Below are 25535 nucleotides of genomic sequence, written 5' to 3'. Positions count from 1 at the left end.
GAGCGGATCAATGAGCCCCATCTGCGGAGCAGATCAATGAGCCCCATCTGCGGAGCAGATCAATGAGCCCCATCTGCGGAGCAGATCAATGAGCACGGTTGATGGACCCAAGCGCGACACGGTGCAGGTGCCGGGCGCGCCCGTGCGCATCCTGCTGATCCAGGCCCCCTATTACGACGAGATCGTGGGCGGCATGCGCCAGGGCGTGGAGCGCGTGGTGGCGGAAGCGGGCGGCCTGCTCGAGATCGTGGACGTGGCTGGCGCCTTCGAACTGCCGGCCGCGCTCCGCATGGCGCTCGACGCCGATGACGAGGAGCCGCGCTGGGACGGCTTCGTGCTGCTCGGCTGTGTCGTACGCGGCGAGACCGACCATTATGACCACATCTGCCGCGAAGCCTGCTCGGGCGTGATGAACATCTCGACCGATTCCGGCGCTGCCATCGGCTTCGGGTTGCTGACCGTGCACACCCTCCAGCAGGCCATCGAACGGTCGCGCCAGGACCAGCACAACAAGGGGGCCGAGGCCGCGCAGGCCGCACTCATGCAGGTGGCGCTGCGCCGCCGCTGGGGCCTCGGATGAAGGCCGCCGCCAAGCCTCCGGGCCGCCCGCGCACCGGCGCGCGCGTCGCCGCCGTCCAGGCACTGTTCCAGACCGAGCAGTCGGGCGAGAACATCGAGACGGTGCTGGACCAGTTCATCCGCCACCGCCTGGGCGCCGCCCCGGGCCAGCAGGGCTTCGAGGATGGCCGCGTGGAGGAGGCGGATGTGCCGCTCTTCGCGCGCATCATGCGCGGTGCGGCCACCCACACGGATGACCTCGACCAGCTCATCGCCGCCCACCTCGCCTCGGGCTGGGCGATGAACCGGCTGGACCCGGTGCTGCGCGCCATCCTGCGCGCCGCCGCGGGCGAGCTGCGCGACATGGGCGGGCCGCCCGCGCGCGTCGTCATCAAGGAATACATGGACGTCGCGCACGGCTTCTTCGGCGGCGAGGAGCCGCGCTTCTGCAACGGCGTGCTGGACGCGCTGGCCCGCGCGCTCCGCGCCGAGGAATTCTAGGACGCTCCGCGGCAGGTTGGGGGGGGTCTGAGACCCCCCGCCCGCTCAGCCGATCAGGATGGATTCCAGCGCCGCCATCTTGTGCTGGTGCACGCTGATCCAGTCATCCTTGAGGATGCCGCCCGTATCCGTGGAGTTCGGGTTCCAGGACCAATAGGCGAAGCTCATCCCCTCCTCACCGGGCGCGATGTCGAGCACGCCATCCGTGTCGAAATCGCCGTTCAGATACTGGGTCAGCTCGTCCAGCCAGGCGATGTCGCGGCTGTCGGTCAGCTTGGAGCCGAACTCGCCGAGGAAGATCGGCGCGATGCCTTCCTCGTAGATGAAGCCCCAATGCTCGCGGAAGACGTTGGGCAGGTTGTCCTTGAAGTTCGGCCCCTCGAACCAGCTGTTCGGGTAGATCGAGTTCGGATAGTCGTGCGGCGAATAGACCAGCTTGTTGGCCTGCTGCAGCACCACCGGATCATCCCGCACGCCTTCGAGCTGCCCGCCCCACCAGTAGTAGTCGCCCTGGTAGTTGCCCACACCCTCGACGACGATGAGCAGGTTCGGGTTCACCTCATGGATGGCGTTGCCCGCGCGCTCGGCCGCAGCCGACCAGTCGGTCCAGGTCGCGCCATGCGGCTCGTTCTGGAGGTCCACGCCGATGACCGTGGAGTCGTCCACATACCGCTGGACCAGGCTCTTCCAGCTGCTGATCCACTGCGCCTCGGAGAAGTTCTGGTCGTACCAGAGGCCGTTCTCGTTGGGTCCCGCGCCCGAGCTGCTGCGGTGGCAGTCGAGGATGATCTTCATGCCGAGGTCGCCGGCGTAATCCACGATCTTGTCCAGCACCTGCAGGTTGGAGAGGCCCACCAGGTCCGGGTTCAGGCTATAGACGATGTTGTTGGGCATCGCTCCGGGCTGGATGTTCTGCAGGCTGAAGGGCAGGCGGATGGTATCGAAGCCCAGCTCCCGCATCTGCTCCATCATGTCCTGCCAGTTGCGGGTGTAGAGCCCGTCCGGCACGCCGAGGTAACCCTCCATCCCGAACCAGTTGATGCCCTTCAGCCGCACCGCCTCACCGGTGGAGTCGATGATCTGGTTGCCGCTGGTGGAATACCAGCCGGGCGGCGGCAGGGTGGAGGCCGGCGCGTCATTGTCGCGGATGCTGCCCAGCGCCGCGCCATCGGCGAGGCGCGCGCCCGTGGGCGCCGTCAGGTTGAGGGCGAAGCTCTCGGTGCCCTCGCGCAGCGTGTCGCCCAGGATGGCGACGGAGAGGACCTTGCTCACCTCGCCCGGCGCGAAGGTGAGGCTGCCGCTCAGGGCCTGGTAATCGAGGCCCGCCAGCGCCGAGCCATTGGCCGTGCCGTATTGCACCGTAACGGCCTCGGCCGCCGCCGCGGAGAGGCTGACGGTGAAGTTCATCAGCGCGCTGCCCGCATCGCCTTCGGTCAGGAAGGCGTCGGCGATGCTGAGGCCGGGCAGCACGGGGGCCGGGGCCGCGCCATTCACGCTGAAGTTCACCGGCTCGCCCGAACCCGCCACGTCAATGCCGAAGGTGGTGGTACCGAGCGGGCCGATATTGCCGTTCCAGGGCGCGTTGCGGATGACGTAGCTGCTGCCCGACTGGCTGACGATCTCAGCGTTCCAGACGCCCTTGATCTGGAAGGGCGCGTCGAAGGCCAGCGTCCAGCCGCCCTCGATCGGCGTCGCGTCGTTGACGACGGTGATCTCGGCGAGGAAGCCGCCGTTCCAGCGCTCGGTCACGCGGAAGGTCGCGGTATCGCCGGAGGGCGGGGGCGCGGAGACATCGTCGTTCAGGATGGTGCCCAGCGCGGTGCCGTCGGTGATGGTGGCGCCATTGGCGGCGGAGAGCAGCAGGTTGAAGCCCTCATTCGCCTCCACCGCCGTGTCGCCATTGACGGCGACGGCGATGGTCTTGCTGGTCTCGCCCGCCGCGAAGCTCAGCGTGCCGGTGGCCGCCGTGAAATCCGCGCCCGCCGTCGCCGTGCCGGCCTGCGTCGCATAGCTCACCGTCACGGGGCCGCCCATGGCGCGTGAGAGGGTGACGGTGAACAGCATCTGCGTGACGCCGGCATTGCCCTCGGCGATCTGCGCGTCGGCGATGGCGAGCGTGGGCAGGACATCATCATTCTGGATGGTGCCGAGGCCCGTGCCATCCGCGATGGTCGCGCCGGCGGCGCCCGAGAGCAGCAGGTTGAAGCTCTCATTCGCTTCCACTGCCGTGTCGCCGTTGATGGTCACGGCGATGGTCTTGCTGATCTCGCCAGCCGCGAAGTTCAGCGTGCCGCTGGCCGCGACGAAGTCGCTGCCGGCCGTGGCCGTCCCGGCCTGCGTCGCGTAGTTCACCGAGACCGCGCCCGTCGCTGCGCGCGAGAGCGAGACGGTGAAGAGCATCTGCTTCGTGCCGGCATCGCCCTCCGTCACCTGGGCATCGCTGATGGCAAGCGTCGGCGGCGGCTGGTCGTCGTTGAGGATGGTGCCGGTGGCCGTGCCATCGGCGATGGTCGCCCGTGTCGCGGTGCCAAGCACGACGGAGAAGTTCTCATCCGCCTCCACCGCCGTATCCCCGCGCAGCGTCACCGCGATGGTCTTGCTGACCTCGCCCGCCGCGAAGCTCAGCGTGCCGCTGGCCGCCGTGAAATCCGTGCCCGCCGTCGCCGTGCCGGCCTGCGTCGTCCAGGTGACGGAGGCGGTGCTGGAGATGGCGCGGGAGAGCGTGACGGTGAAGAGCATCTGCTTCGTGCCGGCATCGCCCTCCGTCACCTGCGCGTCACTGATGGTGAGCGTCGGCGGCACGTCATCGTTCAGGATGGTGCCGAGGCCCGTGCCATCCGCGATGGTCGCGCGCGTCGCGGTGCCGAGCACGACGGAGAAGGTCTCGTTCGCCTCAACCGCCGTATCGCCGCGCACCGCGACCGCGATGGTCTTGCTGACCTCGCCCGCGGCGAAGCTCAGCGTGCCCCTTGCCCCCGTGTAGTCGCTGCCCGAGGCCGCCGTGCCGTTCTGCGTGGCCCAGGTGACGGAGGCGGTGCTCGAGATGGCGCGGGAGAGCGTGACGGTGAAGAGCATCTGCTTCGTGCCGGCATCGCCCTCCGTCACCTGCGCGTCGCTGATGGCAAGCGTCGGCGGCGGCAGGTCGTCATTGCGGATGGTGCCGGTGCCGCCGCCGGGCGCCAATGTGGCGCGCGCCACATTGCTCAGCACCAGGCCGAAGGTCTCGTCCGCCTCGATGGCGGTATCGCCGTTCACCGTGACGGAGACGGTCTTGCTCGTCTCGCCGGCGGCGAAGGTAACGCTGCCGCTGCGCGCCACATAGTCGCTGCCGGCCAATGCCGTGCCGTCCTGCGTCGCGAAGTTGGCGCTCACGCTCTGCGCGATCGCCTGGCTCAGGCTGAGGGTGAAGACGACGCTGCGCGTGCCGGAATTGCCCTCCACCACCTCGGCGTTGGAGACGCTGAGGACGGGCGGCGCATCGTCATTGGCGATGACGCCGATGGCGCTGGAGCGCGCGAAGCTGGCCGCCGTGAGGCCGCTGAGCGCGATCTCGAAGCTCTCGTCGATCTCGTCCACCGTGTCGCCGCGGATCTCGACGGCGATGGTCTTGCTGGTCTCGCCCGCGGCGAAGCTGAGGCTGCCGCTCTGGGCGTTGTAGTCGGTGCCGGCCAGCGCCGTGCCGTCGCGCGTGGTGTAGGCGACGGTCACGGGGCCCTGCGCGGCAGCCGAGAGCGTCACGGTGAAGACCATGAGCCGGGTGCCGGCATTGCCTTCGCTCACCTGGGCATCGGCGATGGAGAGACTCGGCAGGACGTCGTCATTCTGGATGGTGCCGAGCGCCGTGCCATCGGCGGTGGTGGCGCCCAGGGGCATGCCGAGCAGCAGGTTGAAGGTCTCGTTCGCCTCCACCGCCGCATCGCCGCGGATGGTGACGGAGATGGTCTTGCTCGTCTCGCCCGGCGCGAAGGTCAGGCTACCCGAGGCGGCGTTGTAGTCGCTGCCGGCCAGCGCCGTGCCGTCCTGGGTGGACCAGGGCACCGTGACCGTCTCGGTCGCGGGCTTCGAGAGGGAGACGGTGAACACCATCTCCTTGGTGCCCGAGGCGCCCTCGGCCAGGACCGCATCGCTGATGGTCACGGCGGGCGGCACGGCCAGGGCCTCGGTGGAACCAAAGGTGACGCCGGTGAGCTGGGCCTGGATGTTGGACTCGGCCCGCCCCTCGAAGACGAAGCTGACGCCGCCGCCGGGCGGCACGCTGGCATTCCAGCCGGCGCTGCCCACGGTGTAGCGGATCATGCCACCGCCCAGGTTCGTGGCGGTGAGGATGGTGGCGTCCCACAGATTCACAATCTGGAACGGGACGTCGAAGGTGATCGTCCAATTATTGAGCAGCTGCGAGTCGTTGGACACCCGCATCTGGCCGATCAGACCAGTCCCCCACTGCGCAGAAAACGAGACATTCGCTTGTGTAAACATGAGTAAGCCCCCCCCAGGGCCTCCTCACCATGCAAAAACACCTATGGTTGTGCAATCCTGATTTGACGCTAATTTTGGATTAAGATTGCGTTTTTATTCAAAAACGAGACTGTTGTCTCTTTTTTATCTACGTCTTTGACGGCTTGAGGCAGAGCTTAGAGATCACTTGAGGATTGCCCGCTTTCCGAGACGCGCGAGACAGCCGCTTCACCCGATCCGGCGGAACACCACGGTCAGGTTATTGGCCGGCATCTCCAGCACCCGCTCCAGCGCGAAGCCCTTGGCCGCCGCCGCCACATCCTCCAGCCGCCGCAGGCCCCATTCCGGGTTGCGCGCCTTGAGGCTGGCGTCGAAGTCGAGGTTGCTCGGCGCCGTCGCCACGCCGTCCCGCAGATAGGGCCCATAGAGCACCAGCGGCGCGCCCGGCGGCAGCAGGGCCGCCGCCCCGCGCAGCAGCCCGAGTCCCGCCGCCCAGGGCGCGATATGGATCATGTTCACGCAGAGCAGCGCATCGGCCGCCGCGATGGGCCAGGGCCAGGCGCTGGCATCGAGCGCGAGCGCCGGGCGGATGTTCGGATGCCCCGCCGCCCAGGCATCGATGCTGCGCCGCGCCTCCTCGGAGGGGTCGCTCGGCTGCCAGGTCAGGCCGGGCAGGGCGGTGGCGATGTGCACCGCGTGCTCGCCCGTGCCGGAGGCCACCTCCAGCACCAGGCCCTGGGCGGGGAGGATGCCGCGCAGCACCTCCAGCAGGGGTTCGCGGTTGCGGGCGGCCGCCGGGGCGAAGCGGCGCGCATCCTCGGCGCTGAACCGGTCGGCGTCCGGATGCGCCGGCCGATCGCCCGGGGCGCTCATGCCGCCGGAACGCCCTTGCTGGTGGAATACTCGAAATGCAGCGCCTCGCCGGGGAAGACGCGCGGGTGGATGGCATGCGCCGCCATCGCCGCCTCGGAGAAACCCTGCAGGATGAGCTTCAGCTTGCCCGGATAGGTCGCCATGTCGCCGATGGCATGGATGCCGGGGATGTTCGTCTCGCAGGTCGCGGGCGTCACCGCGATATGGCTGCGCTCCAGCCCCAGCCCCCAATCGGCGATGGGGCCGAGCTCCATGGAGAGGCCGAAGAAGGCGAGCAGGTGGTCGGCCGGGACGCGCATCTCCTCGCCCTTCAGCGTCGCCAGAACGACGGCTTCCAGCTTGGCGCCGTCACCCTCCAGCGCGTGCAGCTGATAGGGGATGGCCATCTCCACCTCGCCCCGCGCGGCGGCGGCCTCGAGCTGGGCGGCGGTCTCGGGGGCCGCGCGGAACTTGGGGCGGCGATGCACGACGATGACCTTCTCGGCCACGTCCTTCAGGCTCAGCGCCCAGTCCACCGCGCTGTCGCCGCCGCCCGCGATCACCACGCGCTTGCCGCGGAACTCCTCGCGCTTCGTGACCATGTAGCGCACGGCGCCGCTGGCCTCGTAGCCGGGCAGGCCCTCCAGCGGCGGGCGGTTGGGGCCGAAGGCGCCGGCGCCGGCGGCGATGATCACCGCCTTGGCCCGCACCTGGTTGCCGAGGCTGGTGGTCAGCGTGAAGCCGCCCTCCGCCTGCGCCAGGGCTTCCACGCGCTGGTTCAGCAGGAAGCGCGGGCTGAAGGGCGCCGCCTGCTCGGCCAGGCGCTCGATCAGTGCCGCACCCGCGATCTGCGGATGCGCGGGAATGTCGAAGATCGGTTTCTCGGGATAAAGCGCGGCGCATTGGCCGCCGATCTCCTCCAGCGTGTCCACCACCACGCAGCGCATCTTCAGCATGCCGCATTCGAAGACGGCGAAGAGGCCGCAGGGCCCCGCGCCGATGATGGCCACGTCAGTTTCGATCATCTCGCTCATGCCAGGGCCATGCCTTGCTTTGCCGGGTGCGTCCAGTCTTCGCCTTTGCGGGACTCGCGCCCTGCCGGCAAGATGGCGGTGCATGGAGATCACACTCGACAATCTCGCCGCGACCGAGGCGCTGGCCGCGCGGCTCGCGGCCCTCGCCCGCCCCGGCGACGCGCTGCTGCTGGAGGGCCCGCTGGGCGCCGGCAAATCCGCCCTCGCCCGCGCCTTCCTCCGCGCCGCCGCCGCCGACCCCGCGCTGGAGGTGCCCAGCCCCACCTTCACCCTGGTGCAGAGCTACGACCTGCCGGGCGGCACCGCCGCGCATCACTTCGACCTCTACCGCCTGACCGGGCCGGACGGCCTGCTGGAACTGGGCTGGGATGAGGCGCGAGCGGGCATCGTCCTGGTGGAATGGCCCGAGCGCCTCGGCCCCCTCGCGCCGCCGGGCGCCCTGCGGGTCGCGCTGGCGCCCGGCCCGGCGGAGGAATCGCGCCACGCCCGGCTCTCCGGATGGGAGGACCGCCTGTGACCCTGCTCGACGCCCATGGCTATGCCGCCGCCCGGCAGGAGGTGCTGCAGGCCGATGCCAGCAAGCACTACACCCGCCTCTCCGGCGGCCCGCGCCCGGCGCTGCTGATGCGGACGCCCTCGGCCGAATATCTCGATGCCTTTCTCCGCGTGGCGCGCCACCTGGAGGCGCTGGGCGTGCCGGCCCCCGGCGTGATCGGCGTGGAACCCGCGACCAACACCGCCCTCGTGCAGGACCTGGGCGAGGCCAGCATGGCCACCGTGCTGGACCGCGGCGCCGAGCCCGCGCCGCTCTATTTCGACGCGGCGCGCAGCCTTGTCACGCTGCATGCCAGCCCGCCGCCGGAGGGGCTTCCCGCCTGGGACGCGCCCGCCATGATCCGCGCCACCCAGGCCACCTTCTGCGACTGGTGGTGGCCCGCCATCTTCGGCGCCCCCTGCCCGGATGAGACGCGCCACGGCCTCGCCGCGGCGCTCGCCGCCATGCTGGCGCCCTTCCCCGGCCAGGGCTTCGTCCATCGCGACTATTTCCCGGCCAACCTCATCCCCACGCCGCGCGGCATGGCGGTGATCGACTTCCAGGACGCGGCCCGGGGCCACCCCGCCTATGACGTCGTCTCCCTCGTCGAGGATGCGCGGCGGGACGTGGACCCCGCCCTGCGCGAGGCGGTCGTCAGCGCCTATCTCGCCCAGCGGCCGGAACTGGAGGCCGAGGGCTTCCGCGCCGCCATGGCGGTGCATGCGGCGCAGCGGCACCTGCGCGTCGCCGCCCTCTGGGTCCGGCTCGACCGGCGGGACGGCAAGCCGAACTACCTCCGGCACGGGCCGCGCTGCTGGGCGCTGCTGGCGCGCGCGCTGGAGCATCCGGCGGCCCTGCCGCTCGCCCGCTTCCTCGATGCGCATGTGCCGCCCGCGCGCCGCGGCAACCCCGCATGATCCGCCACGGCATGGTGCTGGCCGCCGGCCTCGGCCAGCGGATGCGGCCGCTGACGGCGGAGACCGCCAAGCCCCTGCTGCCGCTGATGGGCCGCTCCCTCCTCGACCACGCGCTGGACCGCCTGGCGCTGGCCGGGGTGGAGGAGGTGGTGGTGAACGCGCATTGGTGCGCCGAGAAGGTGGCCGCCGCGCTCGCCGCGCGCGAGGGCCAAAGGGGGGAGACCACGCCCCGCCTGCGGCTGCAACTGGAGCCTGAATTGCTGGAGACCGGCGGCGGCATCCGCCGCGCCCTGCCGCGCCTGGGTGACGCGCCCTTCGCCGTGGTGAATGGCGATGCCTATTGGCTCGACGGCCCCACCCCCGCACTGACGCTGCTTGCCCGCCATTTCGACCCGGCGCGGATGGATGCGCTGCTGCTGCTGATCCGCACCTCGCGCATCGAGGGCGAGGTGGGGCGCGGCGATTTCTTCCTGGATGGCGAAGGCCGCCTCACCCGCCCTGGCCCGCGGCAGATCGCGCCCTATCTCTTCGGCGGCGTGCAGATCATGGCGCCCGCCCTGGTGGCGCCCGAGCCCGAGGGCCGCTTCAGCCTGAACCGCTGCTATGACCGCGCGATCGAGGCCGGCCGCCTGTTCGGCCTCGTGCATGACGGCGCCTGGTTCCACCTCTCCACCCCGGGCGACCTCATCCGCACCGAGCGGCGGCTGCGCGATGGAATGCTGAGCCACTGGCTGTGAGGCTCTTCGCCATCCCGCCGGACCAGGCCTTCCTGCCCGCCCTCGCGCGCGGCACGCTGGCGCGGCTCGGCACGGGCGAGGCGCTGGCCGCCGCGACGATCCTGCTGCCCACCCGCCGCGCTGCCCGCGCCCTCCAGGCCGCCTTCCTCCGCGAGGCCGATTCCCCCGCCCTGCTGCTGCCGCGCATGCGCGCGCTGGCCGGCCTTTCCACCGAGGATGCCGACGAACTCGCCCTGCCCGCCCTGCTGCGCCTGCCGCCCGCGGTGGATGCGCTGCGCCGCCAGGCGGTGCTGGCCGGCTTCGCCAGCCGCCTGCCGCGCGACATGGGCGGCCCCGCCAGCGCCGAGCACGCCTGGGCGCTGGGCCTCGAACTCGGCAAGCTGCTGGACGAGATCGCCCTCGAGGAGGCCGAGATCCTGCCGGACGACCCTGCCCTGCTCGGCCATCGCTGGCTGGAGCGGCTGGAGGCGCTGGCCCCCGAATCGCTGGCCGTGCATTGGCAGATCACCACCACCTTCCTGCGCGCCATCGTCGTGGAATGGCAGGGCTGGCTGACCGAGCAGGGGCTGCTCGACATCGGCGTGCGGCGCGTGCTGGCGCTGCGCGCGCAGCGCGTGGCCTGGGAGGATGCGCCCCCCGCGGGCGCGGTGATCGCGGCCGGCATCGGCATGGGCGGCACCGTGCCGGCGGCGGCCGACCTGCTGCGCGTCATCGCAACGCGCCTGCCGCAGGGCTTCGTCGTGCTGCCCGGCGAGGACCGCGCCACCGCCGCCCTGCCCTGGGAGGCGCTGCGCGAGGCGCCGACGCATCCCTATGCCGGGAGCCGCGCGATGCTGGACCGCATGGGCGCGACCCTGGCCGATGCCGCGCCCTGGGTGGAGGGCGCGCCGGAGGGGATTTCCGAATTGCTCGGCACGGCGCTGCTGCCCGCCGGCCATCTCGACCCCTGGCAAAGCCCGGAGCCCGCCCGCTGGCTGGCGCCGCTCGCCGCCCTCAGCCGCATCGAGGCGAGCGACGCGCAGCATGAGGCGGCGGCCATCGCGCTCACGCTCCGCGGCGCGCTGGAGACCCCCGGCACGCGCGCCGCGCTGGTCACGCCCGACCGCGACCTGGCGCGCCGCGTCGCCGCCGAATTGCCACGCCATGGCATCCTGGCCGATGACAGCGCCGGCCAGCCGCTCTCCGACACGCCGCCCGGCGCCTTCCTGCGGCTGATCGCGCATCTGGCGGCGGGGGAATGCGGGCCGGTCGCGCTGCTCTCGGTGCTGAAGCACCCGCTCTGCGCGGGCGGGATGGAGCGCGCCGAATGGCTCGCCGCCACCCAGGCGCTGGAGCGCGCGGTGCTGCGCGGCCCCTCGCCCGGGCCGGGCCTTGCCGGGCTGCGCGCCGCCCTCGCCTCGCTGCGCGCGCCGGAGCCGCGCCTCGCCGAACTGATTGACGCATTGGAGGCGGCACTCGGCCCCTTCACCGCCCTGCCCCCTTCACCCGCGCGCCCCCCCGGCGACCTCCTCTCCGAGCATCTCGCCGCCGCCGAGGCGCTGGCCAGCACGCCGGCCCTGCCCGGGGGCTTGCGCCTCTATGCCCAGGCCGAGGGCGAGGCGCTGGCGCGGCACCTCGCCGCCCTCGCCCCCGCCATGGCCGCCATGCCGCCCATCGCGCCAGCCGACTGGCCCGGCCTCTTCGAGGCGGCGCTGGCCCAGGGCACCACCCAGGCGGCCCGCATCTCACGCGGGCGCAGCGATGCGGCGCATCCGCAGGTGGAGATCCTGGGCCTGCTGGAGGCGCGGCTGCTGGATTTCGACCTGGTCGTGCTCGGCGCGCTGGACGAGACCATCTGGCCCCAGGCGAGCGACCCCGGCCCCTGGATGAGCCGCCCCATGCGGCGGGATTTCGGCCTGCCGTCGCCCGAATTGCGCATCGGCCGCGTGGCGGCGGATTTCCTGCTGACGGCCGCGGGCTCGCGCCGCGCCGTGCTCTCCCGCGCCGCACGGCGCGGCGGCAGCCCGGCGGTGCCCGCCCGCTGGCTGACGCGGCTCGATGTCTTCCTCCAAGGCCAGCAGGGGCTGCGCCTGCCGCCCGAGCCCTGTGCCGAATGGGCACGGCTGCTGGACCAGCCGGCCGAGATCCGCCCCGGCCCGCGCCCCGCCCCGCGCCCACCGCTCGCGGCCCGGCCGGATCGCCTCACCGTCAGCGATGTCGCGACCCTGCTGGCCGACCCCTATGCCTTCTATGCCCGCCGCATCCTGGGCCTCTCGGCGCTCGATCCGCTGGAGCAGGAGCCGGGCGCGCCCGACTACGGCAACATGGTGCATGCCGCGATCCATCGCTTCCTGGCCAGCCTGCCCCAGGCCTGGCCGGGCGAGGCGGCGGCCCTGCCCCTCTGGGAGGCGGCGGCCGAGGGGGCCTTGGCGCGCGCCGCGCTGCGCCCGGCTGTCGCCGCGCTCTGGGCGCCGCGCCTGCACCGCATCGGCCGCTTCATCCGCGCGCTGGAGGCCGAGCAGCGCGACCGTATCCTGGCCAGCTGGGCCGAGGTGAAGGCCAGCCTGACGCTGCGCCGCCCGGGCGGAAGCGTCACCCTGGAAGCCCGGGCCGACCGCGTGGACCGCATGCGGGACGGCTCGCTCCGCATCCTCGACTACAAGACCGGCACCGTGCCCTCGAAGCGCGAGGTGGAGGCCGGCACCGCGCCGCAATTGCCGCTGGAAGCCTGGCTGGCCGAGCAGGGCGCCTTCGCCGGCGTGCCGGCCGCCGCCGTCGGCGCCCTCGAATACTGGCGCCTGACCGGCGCCGACCAGGCGGGCGAGGTGAAGCCGCTCGACCTCGACCTGCCCGCCACCATCGCCGAGGCCGCCGCGGCGCTGCAGGCGCTGGCCGACCGCTTCCTGCTGGGCGATGCCGCCTTCACCGCCCACCCGCATCCACGCCGCCGCGCCGTGGGGGATTTCCAGCACCTGGCCCGCACCGCCGAATGGTCGGCCGAGGCGGAGGAGGGCGCGTGACCGGCAAGACCACCCCGCGCGCCATCGCCGAGGCGCGGCAATCCGAAGCCTCCGATCCCGCCGTCTCGGCCTTCGTCACCGCCTCGGCCGGCTCGGGCAAGACGAAGCTCCTCACCGACCGCCTGCTGCGGCTGATGCTGGGCGGCGCGCGGCCCGAGCGGCTGCTCTGCCTCACCTTCACCAAGGCGGCGGCGGCCGAGATGGCGACGCGCCTGCATGGCCGCCTGGGCCGCTGGGCCGTGGCCGGCGCACCCGCTCTGGAGGCCGAGCTGCACGCGCTGCTGCAACGCCCGCCCACCGCCGAGGAGATCGCCCGCGCCCGCGCCGGCTTCGCCGCCGTGCTGGAACTGCCCGGCGGCATGCGGATCGCCACCCTGCACAGCTTCGCGCAATCCCTGCTGCGCGGCTTCGCGCTGGAAGCCGGCCTGCCGCCGGGCTTCGCCGTGCTGGAGGAGCTGGACGCAAACGCGCAGCTCGCCGGCGCGCGCGAGGCGGAGCTGCCGCTGAGCCCCGCGCTGGAGCGCCTCGCGGCCCTCAGCAACGCCGCCGGCCTCGGCCAGGTGATGGGCGAGCTGCGCCGGGCCGAGCCCATGCTGCAGGCTGGCCTCGCGGCACTGGGCGGCCTGCCCATGCTGGTGGCGGAAATCGCCCATCGCCTCGGCCTCGACCCGGAGGCGGATGAGGCCACGCTGCGGCGCATGGCGGCGATGCCGGCCGATGAAGGCGGCCTCGCCCGCGTCGCGGCGCAATTGCTGGGCAGCGGCAATGCCGGCGACCAGGAGCGCGGCGCCACCATGCGCCGCTTCCTCGCCCTGGCCGATGCCGAGGCGCGGCTCGCCGCCATGGAGGATTGGCGCGGCGTCTTCCTGACCAAGGACGGCAAGGTCAAGGCCGACAGGAACCTGGCGACCAAGGGCGGCCTGGGCGCCACGGGCCAGGCCGCCGCCCTGCCCGTCCTGGTCGCGGAGGGCGAGCGCATCCAGCGCATCGAGGCGCAATGCGAGGCGCTGGCCCTGCTGCGCTCCACCGAGGCCGCGCTGGTGCTCGGCATCCCCGTGCTGCGCCGCTTCGCCGCCGCCAAGCAGCGCATGGGGCGCCTCGACTATGACGACCTGATCCAGGCCGCGCGGAAGCTGCTGGACGACCCCGGCGCCGCCTGGGTGCTGTTCAAGCTGGATGGCGGCCTGGACCACATCCTCCTGGACGAGGCGCAGGACAGCAATCCGGAGCAATGGGCCATCGCCCGCGCCCTCTCGGGCGAGTTCTTCGCCGGGCGCGGCACCCGCGCCAACGAGGCGCCGCGCACCGTCTTCGCGGTGGGCGACATCAAGCAATCCATCTACGGCTTCCAGGGCGCCGATGCCGCCGGGCTGCCGCGCGCCGAGGCCGAGTTCCGCGCCGCCATCACCGCCGCCGGCCAGGAATTCCGCGCCGTGCCGCTGGAGGTCTCCTTCCGCTCGGCACCGCCCATCCTGGCCCTGGTGGATGCGGTCTTTGCCGAGGGCCCGGCGCGGGACGGCGTCGTCGCCCCCGGCCAGACCTTGCGCCACCTGCCCGACCGCGCGGGCGCGGCCGGGATGGTCGAGCTCTGGCCGCTGCAATCCCAGGCCCGCGCGGAGGACCCGCCCGCCTGGGACGTGCCCGAGGCACCGATGGCCGAGACCGGCGCCGATGCGCGGCTGGCCACCACGCTTGCGGCGCGCATCGCCCACATGATCGCCCATGGCCGGCTGGATTCCCGCTGCGAGGCGGACCCGGCCCAGGGCCGGCCGATCCGCGCGCGCGACATCCTGGTGCTGGTGCGCCGGCGCAACGCCTTCGTCGGCCTGCTGGTCCGCGCGCTGAAAGAGCGCGGCGTGCCGGTGGGCGGCGTGGACCGCATGGTGCTGGTCGAGCAGATCGCGGTGCAGGACGTGCTGGCGACGCTGGACGCCATCCTGCTGCCGCAGGACGAATTGCAACTCGCCGCCGCGCTGAGATCACCCATCTTCGGCCTCTCGGAAGAGGATCTCTTCACCCTCGCCTGGAACCGCCCGGGCACGCTGCACGCCCGGCTGATGGCCGAGCGCGGCGCCGAGACGCCCATCGGTCGCGCCGCCGACCTCTTTGCCGCGCTCACCGCCCGCGCCGACCACCTGCCCGCCCATGCGCTGATCGCGGAGATCCTGGGCGAGCGCGGCGGCCGCGCCCGGCTGCTGGCGCGCCTCGGCCCCGATGCGGCCGACCCGCTGGACGAATTGCTCACCGCCGCCATGGCGCATGAGCGCGCCAATCCGGCCTCACTCCAGGGCTTCCTGCACTGGCTCCGCCGCTCCAGCGCCACCGTGAAGCGCGAGGCCGATGCGGGCGCCGACATGGTGCGCGTGATGACCGTGCATGGCGCGAAGGGGCTGGAGGCGCCCATCGTCATCCTGCCCGACACCGCCGCGGCACCGCCGCAGAAATCCGGCCTGCGCTGGACGGAGGAGGAACTGCCCCTCTGGGCGCCGCGCCGCACCGGCTTCAACGCCCCCGCCTATGCCGAGGCCGAGGCGCGCCAGGCCGCGCGCGAGGCAGAGGAGGCGAACCGCCTGCTCTACGTGGCGCTGACCCGCGCCGAGGACCGGCTGATCATCTGCGGCTGGCACGGCAGCAAGGGCCCGGCGGAAGGCTGCTGGTACGAGAAGATCAAGGCCGGCTTCGCCCGGCTGGACGGCGTGGAGGAGCGCGACTTCGACCCCGGCGAATGGGGCGGCGATGCCGATGGCTTCGCGCCCGGCCCGCTGCTCGGCCTCGCATCGCCGCAGACCGACCCGCGCCGCCCCGAGCCGCGCCGCACGGCGGAGGCCACCGCCGAGGCGCTGCCCGCCTGGGCCCGCACCCCCGCCACCGCCATCGCCGCGCCCGGCATCGCCACCCCCTCCCACATGGAGGACCAGGAGGCGGAGGTGCCGGCCGCCGCCCCGCATGCCCCGGGCGATCCGCTGGGCCGGCGCTTCCGGCGTGGCAACCTGATCCATGCCCTGCTGCAATCCCTGCCCGAATTGCCGGAGGCCGAGCGCGAATCGGCCGGCCGCGCCTTCCTGGCCCGCCCCGGCCATGGCCTGGACGCCGCGCAACAGGCCGAGATCCTGGACGAGGCGCTGGGGGTGATGGCCCACCCCGCCATCGCCGCCGCCTTCGGGCCCGGTAGCCTGGCCGAAGCGCCGCTGGCCGGCCGCGTGGGGGAGCGCCTGATCATGGGCCAGGTGGACCGGCTGCTGATCACGTCCGGGCGCATCACCCTGCTCGACTTCAAGAGCAACCGCCCGCCGCCGAAGCTCGCCGAAGCCGCTCCGCCCGCCTATCTGCGCCAGATGGCCGCCTATCGCGCCGTGCTGCGGCTTGCCTTTCCGGGCCGTCCGGTGGATTGCAGCCTGGTCTGGACCTATGGCGCCCATGTGATGCCGCTGCCCGACGCCCTGCTGGACGCGCATGCGCCTGCCCCAGGGGGTATCCAGGGTGGCGCTTGACCTGGAACGCCGACGATACAACCTTAACGACAGTTGAACCCGAGGAGGCCCCTGTGAGCGACGTGACCAAGGCCGTGACCGACGAGACCTTCAAGACCGACGTGCTGGAGGCCAAGGGCGCCGTGCTGGTCGACTTCTGGGCCGAGTGGTGCGGCCCCTGCCGCATGGTGGCCCCGATCCTCGACGAGATCGCCACCGAGTACAAAGGCAAGCTCACCGTCGCCAAGGTGAACATCGACGACAACCCGATGACGCCCAACACCTATTCCGTGCGCGGCATCCCGACGATGATCCTGTTCCAGGACGGCAAGCCGGTGGACACCAAGGTCGGCGCCATGCCCAAGGGCCAGATGAAGGATTGGATCGCTTCCAAGCTGGCCTGATAGGCCAGCCTGGAAGTTTTTTGGCGCCCTCAGACGCCGGGCGGCCGCCTCCGCGGCCTTGGCTTCGCAAGGCTGACGCGTTGCGCCGGGCCTGTTCGGCACGGCTCTCTCAGGCGGTGCGCCCGGCTTGGTCACGGGTCAACAACCGCATGACCCCGGCGCTCACCCGCTGATCGCATCCCAGCGCCGCTGCATCTCCTCGGGCGTCACCGTCTCGACCATGCGCGTCAGCGTCCACCAATGCCCGAACGGGTCCGTCAGGTTGGCGGAGCGCGCGCCGTAGAACTCGTCGGTGGGCGGGCGCGTGATGGTGGCACCGGCGGCTTCGGCCCGGGCGGCCACCGCATCCACGTCAGGCACGGTCAGCAGGAGCCGCACCGGCGTGCCGCCGAGGTCGGCGGGCGTGCGGGTGCCGTATTCCGGGAAGGAATCGGCCAGCATCAGCAGCGCGCCATGCACCCGCATCTCGGCATGGGCGATCCGTCCGCACTTGCGGTCAGCGAGGCGGAACACCTCCTCCGCCCCAAAGGCCGCCGCGTAGAAGGCGATGGCCGCCGCGGCATCCGCCACGACGAGATACGGGCTCCACGCGCCCGCGGAATGCTCGGCGGCCATGGGATCCCCCTCGCGCTATTCGAGCTTGATGTTGGCGACCCGCACCACCTCGCGCCACTTGTCATTCTCGGCGGCGATGAAGCGGTCGAAATCGGCGCCGCCCAGCGGCGAGGCCGTCGCCCCCAGCTCACGGAAGCGCGCGATGGTCGCGGGCTCGGCGCAGATCTCCAGGACGGCGGCGGTCAGGCGGTCCAGCGCGGGGCGGGGCGTGCGCGCCGGCGCCTGCATGCCGAACCAGGCCACCGCCTCAAAGCTCGGCACGCCGGATTCCTGCACGGTCGGCGCATCTGGCACGGCGAACCAGCGCTCGCGGCTCGTCACCGCCAGGATGCGCAGCCGGCCCTCGCGGATGTGCGGGATATAGGCCGGCAGGTTGTCCACCGCGATCTCGACGCGGCCGCCCAGCAGGTCGGGAATCAGGGCGCCCGTGCCGCGATAGGGCACGTGGTTGATGTCCACCTGCGTGCGGAATTTCAGGTATTCGCCCGACATATGGCCCGAGGTGCCATTGCCCGGCGTGGCATAGTTGAGCCGCCCGGGCTGGCGGCGGGCCAGGGCCAGCAGCTCCTGGAAGCTGTTGGCCTGCACGCTCGGATGCACCACCACCGCATTCGTCACCTGGTTGACCAGCGCGACCGAGGCGAAGTCGCGCTGCGGGTCGAAGGGCAGGCGGGGGTAGAGGAACTGGTTGATGCTGGCCGTGCCGATCGTGCACATCAGCAGCGTGTGGCCATCGGGATCGGCCTTCGCCACCAGCTCGGCGCCCACATTGCCGCCGGCGCCCGGGCGGTTGTCCACCACATAATTCTGCCCGAGCACGGTCGAGAGGCGTTCGGCGATGATGCGCGCCGTGACGTCGGTCGCGCCGCCCGCGGTGAAGGGCACGATGATGCGGCCGGGGCGGCTCGGCGCCCAGGTGGAGGGCCCCGATTGCGCGAGGGCGGAAGCAGGCAGCAGGGCAGGCAGGGCCAAGGCCGCGCGGCGGTTCAGCATGGCGAATCTCCGTGATTTCTGGGACGCTGGATACAGAGATTCCCCCGCCCGGACCAGCAGCCCCGGCTGGCCCCGACGACGCCGCGGGCGCAAGCTGATCCACCGCCAGGGAGAGAACCGCCGCCATGTCCGATGCCGTCCTGAACCGCCGCCTCTGGCTTGCCGCCCTGCCGGCGCTGGGCCTCGCCGCCTGCGCCACCGAGACGCCGCCCGCGCCGGTGGCCGCCACACCCGCACCGCCGCCGCCCAGCCCCCCGGCAGAGGCGCCGCTCGGCAATGCCGTCGCCCGCGTCGAGATGAACAACTGGCAGGTGGGCTTCATCGGCCAGGTGGCCTGGGGCTCCGGCTCGGTGCTCTACCAGGGCCGCACGCATCGCTTCCGCGTGCGCGGGCTGGGCGCGGGCGGGGTCGGCATGGCACGCATCCGCGCGATCGGCCGTGTCTACAACATGACCAGCATTGACCAGTTCCCCGGCCTCTACGGCCAGGCGCGCGCCGGGCTGGTGGCGCCGGGCGCCCAGATGCGCGGCGGTCTCTGGCTGCAGAACACCGCGGGCGTGCGGCTCAACCTCACCCCGACCCGCACCGGCCTCGCCGCTCAGGTGGGCGCGGATGGGCTGCTGATCGAGATGCTCTGAGCCGGATCGCCTCTGGTGGCATCACCACAGGCGTGAACCAGCCTCGCGGCCGGCCGGGCGCGGGTCACTCGACCCGCACCTGCGCCTTCTGCACCACCTCGCCCCATTTGCGGATCTCGGCCGCGATGAAGGCCTCGAAGGCGGCGGGCGTCGTGCCGCCCTGGGGCGTCAGCCCCGGCCCCTCCGCGCCGAATTCGGCCAGCCGCGCGCGGAAGGCCGGATCGCGGGCGATCTCGTCCACCTCCGCCCCCAGCCGCTCGATCACCGGGCGCGGCACACGGGCACCCGTCTGCACGCCGAACCAGGCCGTCGCCTCAAAGCCCGGAACGGTCTCGGCGATCACCGGCACGTCCGGCACCACCGGGCTGCGGGCGGCGCCGCTCATGCCCAGCGCGCGCAGCCGGTTGTCGCGGATGAAGGGCAGGGCGGAGGGGATGTTGTCCATCCCGCAATCCACCCGCTCGGCCATCAGCTCCGTCAGCATGGGGCCCGAGCCGCGGAAGGGCACATGCACGAAGCGGATGCCGGTGAGCTGGCCGAGCAGCTCCATGCAGACATGCGGGCTGCTGCCGATGCCGGCGGTGCCGTAGGTGATCTCACCCTGGCGGCCGCGTGCGAAGTCGAGGAACTGCGCCATGGTGCGGACGGGCAGGCGGTTGGCGACCATCAGCACGTTCGGCATGCGGGTGACGAGGCCGACCGCCGCCATCTCCTCCGGCCGCCAGGGCATGCGCGCGCCATAGACGGCGTAGTTGATCGCCCCGGTGCCGATCGAGGTGAAGAACAGCGTCTGCCCGTCCGGCTCGGCGCGGACCACGAATTCGCCCGCGATGTTGCCACCGGCGCCCGGCCGGTTCTCGACGATCACCGGCTGGCCGAGCCGGGGCGAAAGCCGCTCGGCCACCATGCGGCCGATCAGGTCGGTCGTGCCGCCCGGCGGGAAGGGGATGACGAGGCGCAGCGGTCGCGTCGGCGCCCAGGCCTGTGCGCTGGCGAGGCCCGGGGCGAAGAGCGGCGCGGCGAGGACCGCGCGGCGGGGAAGGCGGCTCACCCCTCCACCGTCGCGCCGGACCGGCGCACCGCGTCGCTCCACTTGGCAACTTCCGCGCGCATGAAGGCGTCGAAGGTCTCGGGCGTGCTGCCGCCGCCCGCGACGAGATCCGCCCGCATGCCGCCCAGGTCGTCGAAGCGGCGCCAGATGGCGGGGTCGGCCAGGATGGCCTCCACCTCGGTGTTGATGCGGGCGATGGCGGCGCGCGGCATGCGGGCGGGGCCAGCCAGGCCGAACCAGGCCGTCGCCTCCACCGCCGGGAAGCCCGCTTCGGCCGTCGTCGGCACATTGGGGAGCGAGGGGCTGCGCGTGGCGGTGGTGACGGCGAGCGGACGCAGCCGCCCCTCGCGCAGATGGCCGATGACGGAGGGCAGGTTGTCCACGCCCACCTCGATGCGGCCGGCGATGATCTCCTGCATCATCGGACCCGCGCCGCGGAAGGGGACGTGCGTGAGGTCAATGCCGGCGGCGAGCTTCAGCAATTCGCCCGTCATGTGGAGCGAGGTGCCGACGCCGCTGCTGCCGATGTTCATGCGGCCCGGATTGGCGCGGGCCAGCGCCACCAGCTCGGCCAGGGTGTTCGCGCGCACATTGGGATTCACGAAGATCGCGTTGGGGACGCGCACCACCAGGCTGATGCCGGCGAAATCCTCCGGCTTGTAGGGCATGCGCGCGCCATAGAGCTGGTAGTTGATGGCCCCGGCGCTGACCGTCTGCATCAGGATGGTGTGGCCGTCCGGGTCGGCCTTCGCCACCACATCCGCGCCGACATTGCCGCCAGCGCCCGGCCGGTTCTCGATGACGACCTGCTGGCCGAGGCGCTGCGACAGCGGCTCGGCCAGGATGCGGGCGGCGATGTCGGTGGTGCCGGCCGGCGTGAAGCCGACGATGAGGCGGATCGGCCGCGTCGGCGCCCAGGGGGCCGGGGCGCCCTGGGCGTGGGCGGTGCCCGCCAGGGCCGGCATGGCGAGGCTGGCGGCCAAGAGGCCGCGGCGATTCACGCGCATTGGACGAACTCCCTGTCTTTCACTTTGTTCATGAGTCTGGCCCAGTGGCCGTCATGCTTCAAGGGGCGGCCTGCGCAACTCATGCTCTTGCGCGCATCCGTGCGGTTGCTACAGGCGTTCCCTGCAAGCCCTCAGGATCACAAGCCGATGGACTTCGTCCGCATCTACATCCGCGTCCTGGCCCTGCTGAAGCCGGACCGGCAGATCGCCTTCGGGCTGACGGCCGCCGCCATCGCGCTGGCCGGCCTGCAATTCCTGGAACCCGTGCTGTTCGGCCGGGTGATCGACCTGCTCGCCCGCTCCGACCGGATGGAGGAGAGCAATGTCTGGGCCGAGGCCTTCGTGCTGCTCGGCATCTGGGCGGCCGTGGGCTTGTCCGCGATCGGCTGCAACGTCGCCGTCTCGCTGCTCGCGGACCGGATGGCGCATCGCAACCGCCTGACCATGATGTCGAAATACTTCCAGCATGTGCTGGCGCTGCCGCTGGAATTCCATGGCGACGTGCAGTCCGGCCGGCTGATGAAGGTGATGCTGATGGGGTGCGACAACCTCTTCGGCCTCTGGCTCGCCTTCTTCCGCGAGCACCTGATCACCTTCATCGGCGCGCTGGTGCTGCTGCCGCTGACCATGTTCCTGAACTGGCGCCTGGGGCTGCTGCTGATCGGCCTCGTCGTCATCTTCACCATCCTCACCACGCTCGTCATCCGCAAGACGCAGACGGCGCAGATGCGCGTGGAGCAGTTCCACACCGAGCTGGCGGGCTCGGCGCAGGATGCGCTCTCCAACGTCGTCGTCGTGCAGTCCTTCACGCGCCTCAATAGCGAGGCGAAGATGTTCGGCGACATCATGCGCCAGGTGCTGGACCACCAGTTCCCGGTGCTGAACTGGTGGGCGCTGGTGAACGTGCTCTCCCGCGCGGCCAGCACCATCACCGTCATCCTCATCTTCATGCTGGGCACGCTCCTGCATCTGCGCGGCCAGGCGAGCGTGGGCGACATCGTGAGCTTCATGGGCTTCGCGACGCTGCTGGTGGCGCGGCTCGAGGGTGCTGTGGGCTTCGTCTCGCACATGTTGTTCCAGGCGCCGGCGCTCAAGCAGTTCTTCGAGGTGCTGGACGCGGTCAGCACCGTGCCGGAAAGGCCGAACGCGACCGAGATGGGCCGCGCCGCGGGCCATGTGCGCTTCGAGGGCGTGGGTTTCTCCTACCCCAACAGCGGGCGCATCCTGAACGGCATCGACCTCGCCTCGCAGCCCGGGCAGACCATCGCGCTGGTGGGCACCACGGGCGCGGGCAAGACGACCTCGATGCAACTGCTGCAGCGGCTCTGGGACCCGACGGATGGCCGCATCACGCTGGATGGCGTGGACCTGCGCGACATCAGCCTGGAGAGCCTGCGCCGGAACATCGGCGTGGTGTTCCAGGAGAGCATGCTGTTCAACCGCAGCATCCGCGACAACCTGCTGGTGGGCCGCGCCGATGCCACGCAGGAGGAGATCGAGCGCGCCTGCCGCATGGCCGAGGCGCATGACTTCATCATGCGACAGCCGCATGGCTACGACACGATGGTGGGCGAACGCGGCGCCTCGCTCTCGGGCGGGCAGCGGCAGCGCCTGGCCATCGCCCGCGCGCTCCTGAAGGACCCGCCGGTCCTGATCCTGGACGAGGCGACCAGCGCGCTGGATGCCGCGACGGAGGCAAAGGTGGCCAAGGCGCTGCGCGCGCTGATGGCCGGGCGCACGACATTCATCATCGCCCACCGGCTCTCCACCGTGCGCGACGCGGATGAGATCCTGGTCTTCGACCAGGGCCGCATCGTCGAGCGCGGGAGCTTCCAGGCGCTGCTGGCGGAGGGCGGTCGCTTCGCCGAGCTGGTGAAGACGCAGCTGACCGGAAGCAGCGAGTAGCGGCGCAACCGGACAGGACCATCCCCACCCTCCGAGGATCCGGGCCGAACAGGCCCGGCGGAATGCTTCAGCATTCCGAAGCCAAGGCCGCGGACGCGGCCGCCCGGCGTCTGAGGGCATCAAATATGACGCATCGCAGCACGGGATTTCGTTGCAACCGCCGCGTGCGGGGGTGCAGCCTTGGCGTTCGAGGAGAGGGAGGAACACCATGGTGATTTCCAACATCCTGCGCGGCAAGGGCAGCCAGGTGATCTCGGTCCGCACGGGGGATTGTGTCGCCTCCATCACACGGACGCTCGCGCAGCACCGGATCGGCGCCGTTCTCGTGGTGGAAGGCGATGGCACCGTGCTCGGCATCGTCAGCGAGCGCGACATCGTCCGCGCCCTGGCCGGCATGGGCGAGGCGGTGACGCGCATGACGGCCGGACAGCTCATGACGCGCGTGCTGCACACGGTGAATCCGCGCAGCAGCGTGCAGGAGGCGTTGCAGCTGATGACCGACCGGCGCGTGCGGCATCTGCCCGTGCTGGAGGCTGATGGCGCGCTGGCCGGCATGGTCTCGATCGGGGACCTGGTGAAGGCCCGCATCGCCGAGGCCGAGCAGGAGGCCGAGGAACTGAAGCACTACGTCGCCACGGCAGGCTAGGCCGGCTTTCCGCACGCCTTGACCTGACGCAAGGCGCCCGGGCGAAGGGCGTGTTTCCATGCGGCATTCGCTTGGGAGAATGAAGCAGAATGAACCATCGTCACCGCAAGGTCCTGCACGGCATCTTCGCGCATCCGCTGAACCACAACCTGGACCCCAAGGCGGTCGAGCACCTGCTGGAGGAGCTGGGCGCGGAGCTGCATCCGAGCGGCAGCGGCGCCGTGCGCATCACGCTCAAGGGCGCGCAGGACAGTGTGCATCTCGGCGCGCATTCCGTGGCCGGGGATCAGGTGATGCGCCTGCGCAAGCTGATCAGCGCCGCGGGCGTGGAGCCAGAGCGCGACTATCCTCTGTAGAGGGCCCCTCTAGCCGCGGCGGGCCGGCATGCCTCATGCTCCGGGTGCAGAAGCACCCACGCATGAGGCCCCCATGCCTGAGCAAGGCCATTCCGAGCATCGCGACTTCATCGGCTACGGCCGCACCCCGCCCGACCCGCAATGGCCGGGCGGTGCCAAGATCGCCGTCAACTTCGTCATGAACTACGAGGAGGGCTCGGAGCCCTCCATGCAGGACGGCGAGGGTTTCACCGAGACCGGATTGACCGAGGCGCATGGCCGCAACGAGATCAAGTCCGGCCGCGACCTCGCGGCGGAGGGCATGTTCGAATATGGCAGCCGCGTCGGCTTCTGGCGGCTGATGCGCCTCTTCCAGGAGCGCGGCCTGCCGATGACGGTCTTCGGCTGCGCACTCGCGCTCGAACGCAATCCGGAAGCGGCGGCTGCGATCCGCGAAAGCGGCTTCGACGTCTGCTCGCATGGCTGGCGCTGGGTGAAGCATTATGAACTGAGCGAGGCGGAGGAGCGCGAGCATATCCGCCTCGCCGTTGCCAGCCTCGAGAAGACGGTCGGCCACCGGCCGGATGGCTGGTATTGCCGCTATGGACCCAGCGTGAACACGCGCCGCCTCGTCGTCGAGGAGGGCGGCTTCCTCTATGACAGCGACTATTACGGCGACGAGCTGCCGATCTGGAAGACGGTGCAGGGCAGGCCGCATCTCGTCGTGCCCTATTCGCTGACGAACAATGACGGGAAATACGCCGGCTGGATGGGCACCTCCGACGACTGGTTCTCCTACATCCGCGACGCTTTCGACATGCTCTATGAGGAGGGGGCGAAGGGGCAGCCGAAGATGATGTCCATCGGCCTGCACATGCGCCTCATCGGCCATCCGGCGCGGGCCATGGGGTTGCAGCGCGTGCTGGATCACATCGCGCGGCGGAAGGATGTCTGGGTGACGCGGCGCGTGGACATCGCGAAGCACTGGATGGCGGTGCATCCCTACAGGGCGAAGTAGATGGAACACCTCTCGCTCACGGCCAATGGCGCGCGCTTCCATGTCGTGCGCCATGGGGAAGGGCCGCCGCTGCTGCTGCTGCATGGCTGGCCGGAATTCTGGCTGAGCTGGGAACCGGTGATGCAGCGCCTGGCCGATCGCTTCACGCTGATCGCGCCCGATCTGCGCGGCTTCGGCGCGAGCGACAAGCCGGCTGGCCCGCACGGCGCGGCGGAGCATGCGGCGGATCTGGTGGCGCTGCTGGATGCGCTCGGCGTGGGCCGCACGGGCGTCGTCGGCCATGATGTGGGGGGCGCCGTGATGCAGGCGTTGGCGCGGCTCGCACCCCAACGCATCAACGGGCTCTTCTTCTTCGACTTCGTCCATCCCGGCATCGGCGCGCGCATGGGCACGCCCGAGCGGTTGAACGAGATCTGGTATCAGTCCTTCCATCAGATGCAGATGGCGCCGGCGCTGGTCGGCGCCTCGCGCGAAGCCTGCCGCGCCTATATCGGGCATTTCCTGCGCCACTGGTCGCACCGCAAGCACGCCTTCGACGATGTGTTGGACGCCTTCGTGGACAATTTCCTGGCGCCCGGAAATCTCGAGGGCGGCTTCGCCTATTACCGCGCCGCCCATGCCGGGCGCATCGCGATGATGCAGGGCGCGGCCCCCGCGCTGCCGCCCATCACCTTGCCCACCTGCGTGCGCTGGGCCGAGCACGACCCGATCTTCCCCTTCGCCTGGACGGACCGGCTGGGCGAGACCTTCACCGATCTCGACCTCGCGATGTTCGAGGGCGTCGGCCATTTCCCGCATCGCGAGGACCCGGACCGGGCGGCAGCCGAGATCGCGCGCTTCTTCACGCACCTGGGTTGAACGGCGC

General features: G+C 71.4%; 21 protein-coding genes. 14 read left to right on the top strand and 7 right to left on the bottom strand.

Annotation, left to right across the window (positions count from 1 at the left end; translation table 11 throughout):
- The first annotated feature begins 88 nt into the window (after positions 1-88).
- Positions 89-580: a 6,7-dimethyl-8-ribityllumazine synthase gene (gene ribH / locus R9Z33_RS02005; protein ID WP_318649632.1), complete on the top strand. Its 492-nt coding sequence runs from the start codon at positions 89-91 to the stop codon at positions 578-580.
- Positions 577-1059, top strand: coding sequence for a transcription antitermination factor NusB (gene nusB, locus R9Z33_RS02000; protein ID WP_318649631.1), 483 nt, complete (start codon positions 577-579; stop codon positions 1057-1059). The genes ribH and nusB overlap by 4 nt, the downstream gene beginning before the upstream one ends.
- Positions 1060-1104: 45 nt before the next feature.
- Here nusB and R9Z33_RS01995 read toward each other — a convergent pair whose 3' ends face one another.
- From R9Z33_RS01995 to R9Z33_RS01985, 3 genes are all read right to left on the bottom strand, one after another.
- Positions 1105-5535 (bottom strand): Calx-beta domain-containing protein, encoded by a 4431-nt coding sequence (locus tag R9Z33_RS01995; protein WP_318649630.1) that lies wholly within the window; start codon positions 5533-5535, stop codon positions 1105-1107.
- A 207-nt stretch (positions 5536-5742) separates the two neighbouring features.
- On the bottom strand, positions 5743-6387 hold the full coding sequence (locus R9Z33_RS01990; protein ID WP_318649629.1) for a DUF938 domain-containing protein: 645 nt from the start codon (positions 6385-6387) through the stop codon (positions 5743-5745).
- Complete coding sequence (locus R9Z33_RS01985; protein WP_318649628.1) at positions 6384-7400, bottom strand: NAD(P)/FAD-dependent oxidoreductase; 1017 nt, start codon at positions 7398-7400, stop codon at positions 6384-6386. The genes R9Z33_RS01990 and R9Z33_RS01985 overlap by 4 nt, the downstream gene beginning before the upstream one ends.
- A gap of 82 nt (positions 7401-7482) precedes the next feature.
- On the opposite strand from R9Z33_RS01985, the gene tsaE reads away from it, so the two are divergent.
- From tsaE to trxA, 6 genes are read left to right on the top strand one after another with little or no spacing between them, the layout of a single operon-like run.
- Positions 7483-7917, top strand: a complete 435-nt coding sequence (gene tsaE / locus R9Z33_RS01980; RefSeq protein ID WP_318649627.1) for a tRNA (adenosine(37)-N6)-threonylcarbamoyltransferase complex ATPase subunit type 1 TsaE — start codon at positions 7483-7485, stop codon at positions 7915-7917.
- Positions 7914-8852 (top strand): aminoglycoside phosphotransferase family protein, encoded by a 939-nt coding sequence (locus R9Z33_RS01975; RefSeq protein ID WP_318649626.1) that lies wholly within the window; start codon positions 7914-7916, stop codon positions 8850-8852. Before tsaE ends, R9Z33_RS01975 begins: the two co-directional genes overlap by 4 nt.
- A complete protein-coding gene (locus R9Z33_RS01970; RefSeq protein WP_318649625.1) occupies positions 8849-9589 on the top strand; it encodes a nucleotidyltransferase family protein in 741 nt (246 codons plus the stop codon). Before R9Z33_RS01975 ends, R9Z33_RS01970 begins: the two co-directional genes overlap by 4 nt.
- The gene (gene addB / locus R9Z33_RS01965) at positions 9586-12588 is read left to right on the top strand and encodes a double-strand break repair protein AddB (RefSeq protein WP_318649624.1); all 3003 of its coding nucleotides are present in this window, start codon (positions 9586-9588) and stop codon (positions 12586-12588) included. The genes R9Z33_RS01970 and addB overlap by 4 nt, the downstream gene beginning before the upstream one ends.
- Complete coding sequence (gene addA / locus R9Z33_RS01960; RefSeq protein ID WP_318649623.1) at positions 12585-16079, top strand: double-strand break repair helicase AddA; 3495 nt, start codon at positions 12585-12587, stop codon at positions 16077-16079. The genes addB and addA overlap by 4 nt, the downstream gene beginning before the upstream one ends.
- Positions 16080-16132: 53 nt before the next feature.
- Positions 16133-16462, top strand: a complete 330-nt coding sequence (gene trxA / locus R9Z33_RS01955; RefSeq protein WP_213612301.1) for a thioredoxin TrxA — start codon at positions 16133-16135, stop codon at positions 16460-16462.
- Between the two features lie 162 nt (positions 16463-16624).
- Here the strand turns inward: trxA and R9Z33_RS01950 are convergent, their stop codons facing one another.
- Positions 16625-17077 (bottom strand): VOC family protein, encoded by a 453-nt coding sequence (locus tag R9Z33_RS01950; RefSeq protein ID WP_318649622.1) that lies wholly within the window; start codon positions 17075-17077, stop codon positions 16625-16627.
- A gap of 15 nt (positions 17078-17092) precedes the next feature.
- Complete coding sequence (locus tag R9Z33_RS01945; RefSeq protein ID WP_318649621.1) at positions 17093-18070, bottom strand: Bug family tripartite tricarboxylate transporter substrate binding protein; 978 nt, start codon at positions 18068-18070, stop codon at positions 17093-17095.
- Positions 18071-18195: 125 nt separating this feature from the next.
- Here R9Z33_RS01945 and R9Z33_RS01940 point away from each other — a divergent pair, with 125 nt between their 5' ends.
- A complete protein-coding gene (locus tag R9Z33_RS01940; RefSeq protein ID WP_318649620.1) occupies positions 18196-18708 on the top strand; it encodes a hypothetical protein in 513 nt (170 codons plus the stop codon).
- Positions 18709-18772: 64 nt separating this feature from the next.
- On the opposite strand, the gene R9Z33_RS01935 is transcribed toward R9Z33_RS01940, so the two are convergent.
- Positions 18773-19759 carry a Bug family tripartite tricarboxylate transporter substrate binding protein gene (locus R9Z33_RS01935; RefSeq protein WP_318649619.1) on the bottom strand — a complete coding sequence of 329 codons (987 nt, stop codon included), beginning with the start codon at positions 19757-19759 and terminating at the stop codon, positions 18773-18775.
- Positions 19756-20766 (bottom strand): Bug family tripartite tricarboxylate transporter substrate binding protein, encoded by a 1011-nt coding sequence (locus R9Z33_RS01930; protein WP_318649618.1) that lies wholly within the window; start codon positions 20764-20766, stop codon positions 19756-19758. Before R9Z33_RS01930 ends, R9Z33_RS01935 begins: the two co-directional genes overlap by 4 nt.
- 147 nt (positions 20767-20913) lie before the next feature.
- Here R9Z33_RS01930 and R9Z33_RS01925 point away from each other — a divergent pair, with 147 nt between their 5' ends.
- The 5 genes from R9Z33_RS01925 (at position 20914) to R9Z33_RS01905 (ending at position 25528) form a co-directional block, all read left to right on the top strand.
- Positions 20914-22671 (top strand): glucan ABC transporter ATP-binding protein/ permease, encoded by a 1758-nt coding sequence (locus R9Z33_RS01925; RefSeq protein ID WP_318649617.1) that lies wholly within the window; start codon positions 20914-20916, stop codon positions 22669-22671.
- Between the two features lie 208 nt (positions 22672-22879).
- Positions 22880-23317 carry a CBS domain-containing protein gene (locus R9Z33_RS01920; protein WP_318649616.1) on the top strand — a complete coding sequence of 146 codons (438 nt, stop codon included), beginning with the start codon at positions 22880-22882 and terminating at the stop codon, positions 23315-23317.
- Positions 23318-23406: 89 nt separating this feature from the next.
- A complete protein-coding gene (locus R9Z33_RS01915; RefSeq protein ID WP_318649615.1) occupies positions 23407-23673 on the top strand; it encodes a hypothetical protein in 267 nt (88 codons plus the stop codon).
- 73 nt (positions 23674-23746) lie between these two features.
- Positions 23747-24670 (top strand): allantoinase PuuE, encoded by a 924-nt coding sequence (locus tag R9Z33_RS01910; RefSeq protein WP_318649614.1) that lies wholly within the window; start codon positions 23747-23749, stop codon positions 24668-24670.
- Positions 24671-25528 carry an alpha/beta fold hydrolase gene (locus R9Z33_RS01905; RefSeq protein ID WP_318649613.1) on the top strand — a complete coding sequence of 286 codons (858 nt, stop codon included), beginning with the start codon at positions 24671-24673 and terminating at the stop codon, positions 25526-25528. It begins immediately after the preceding gene.
- Positions 25529-25535: the final 7 nt, after the last annotated feature.

The organism is Sediminicoccus rosea (assembly GCF_033547095.1).
GTDB lineage: Bacteria > Pseudomonadota > Alphaproteobacteria > Acetobacterales > Acetobacteraceae > Roseococcus > Roseococcus rosea.
The sequence above is the reverse complement of the archived record's forward strand: the minus strand, read 5'-3'. Positions and strand labels throughout refer to the sequence as shown.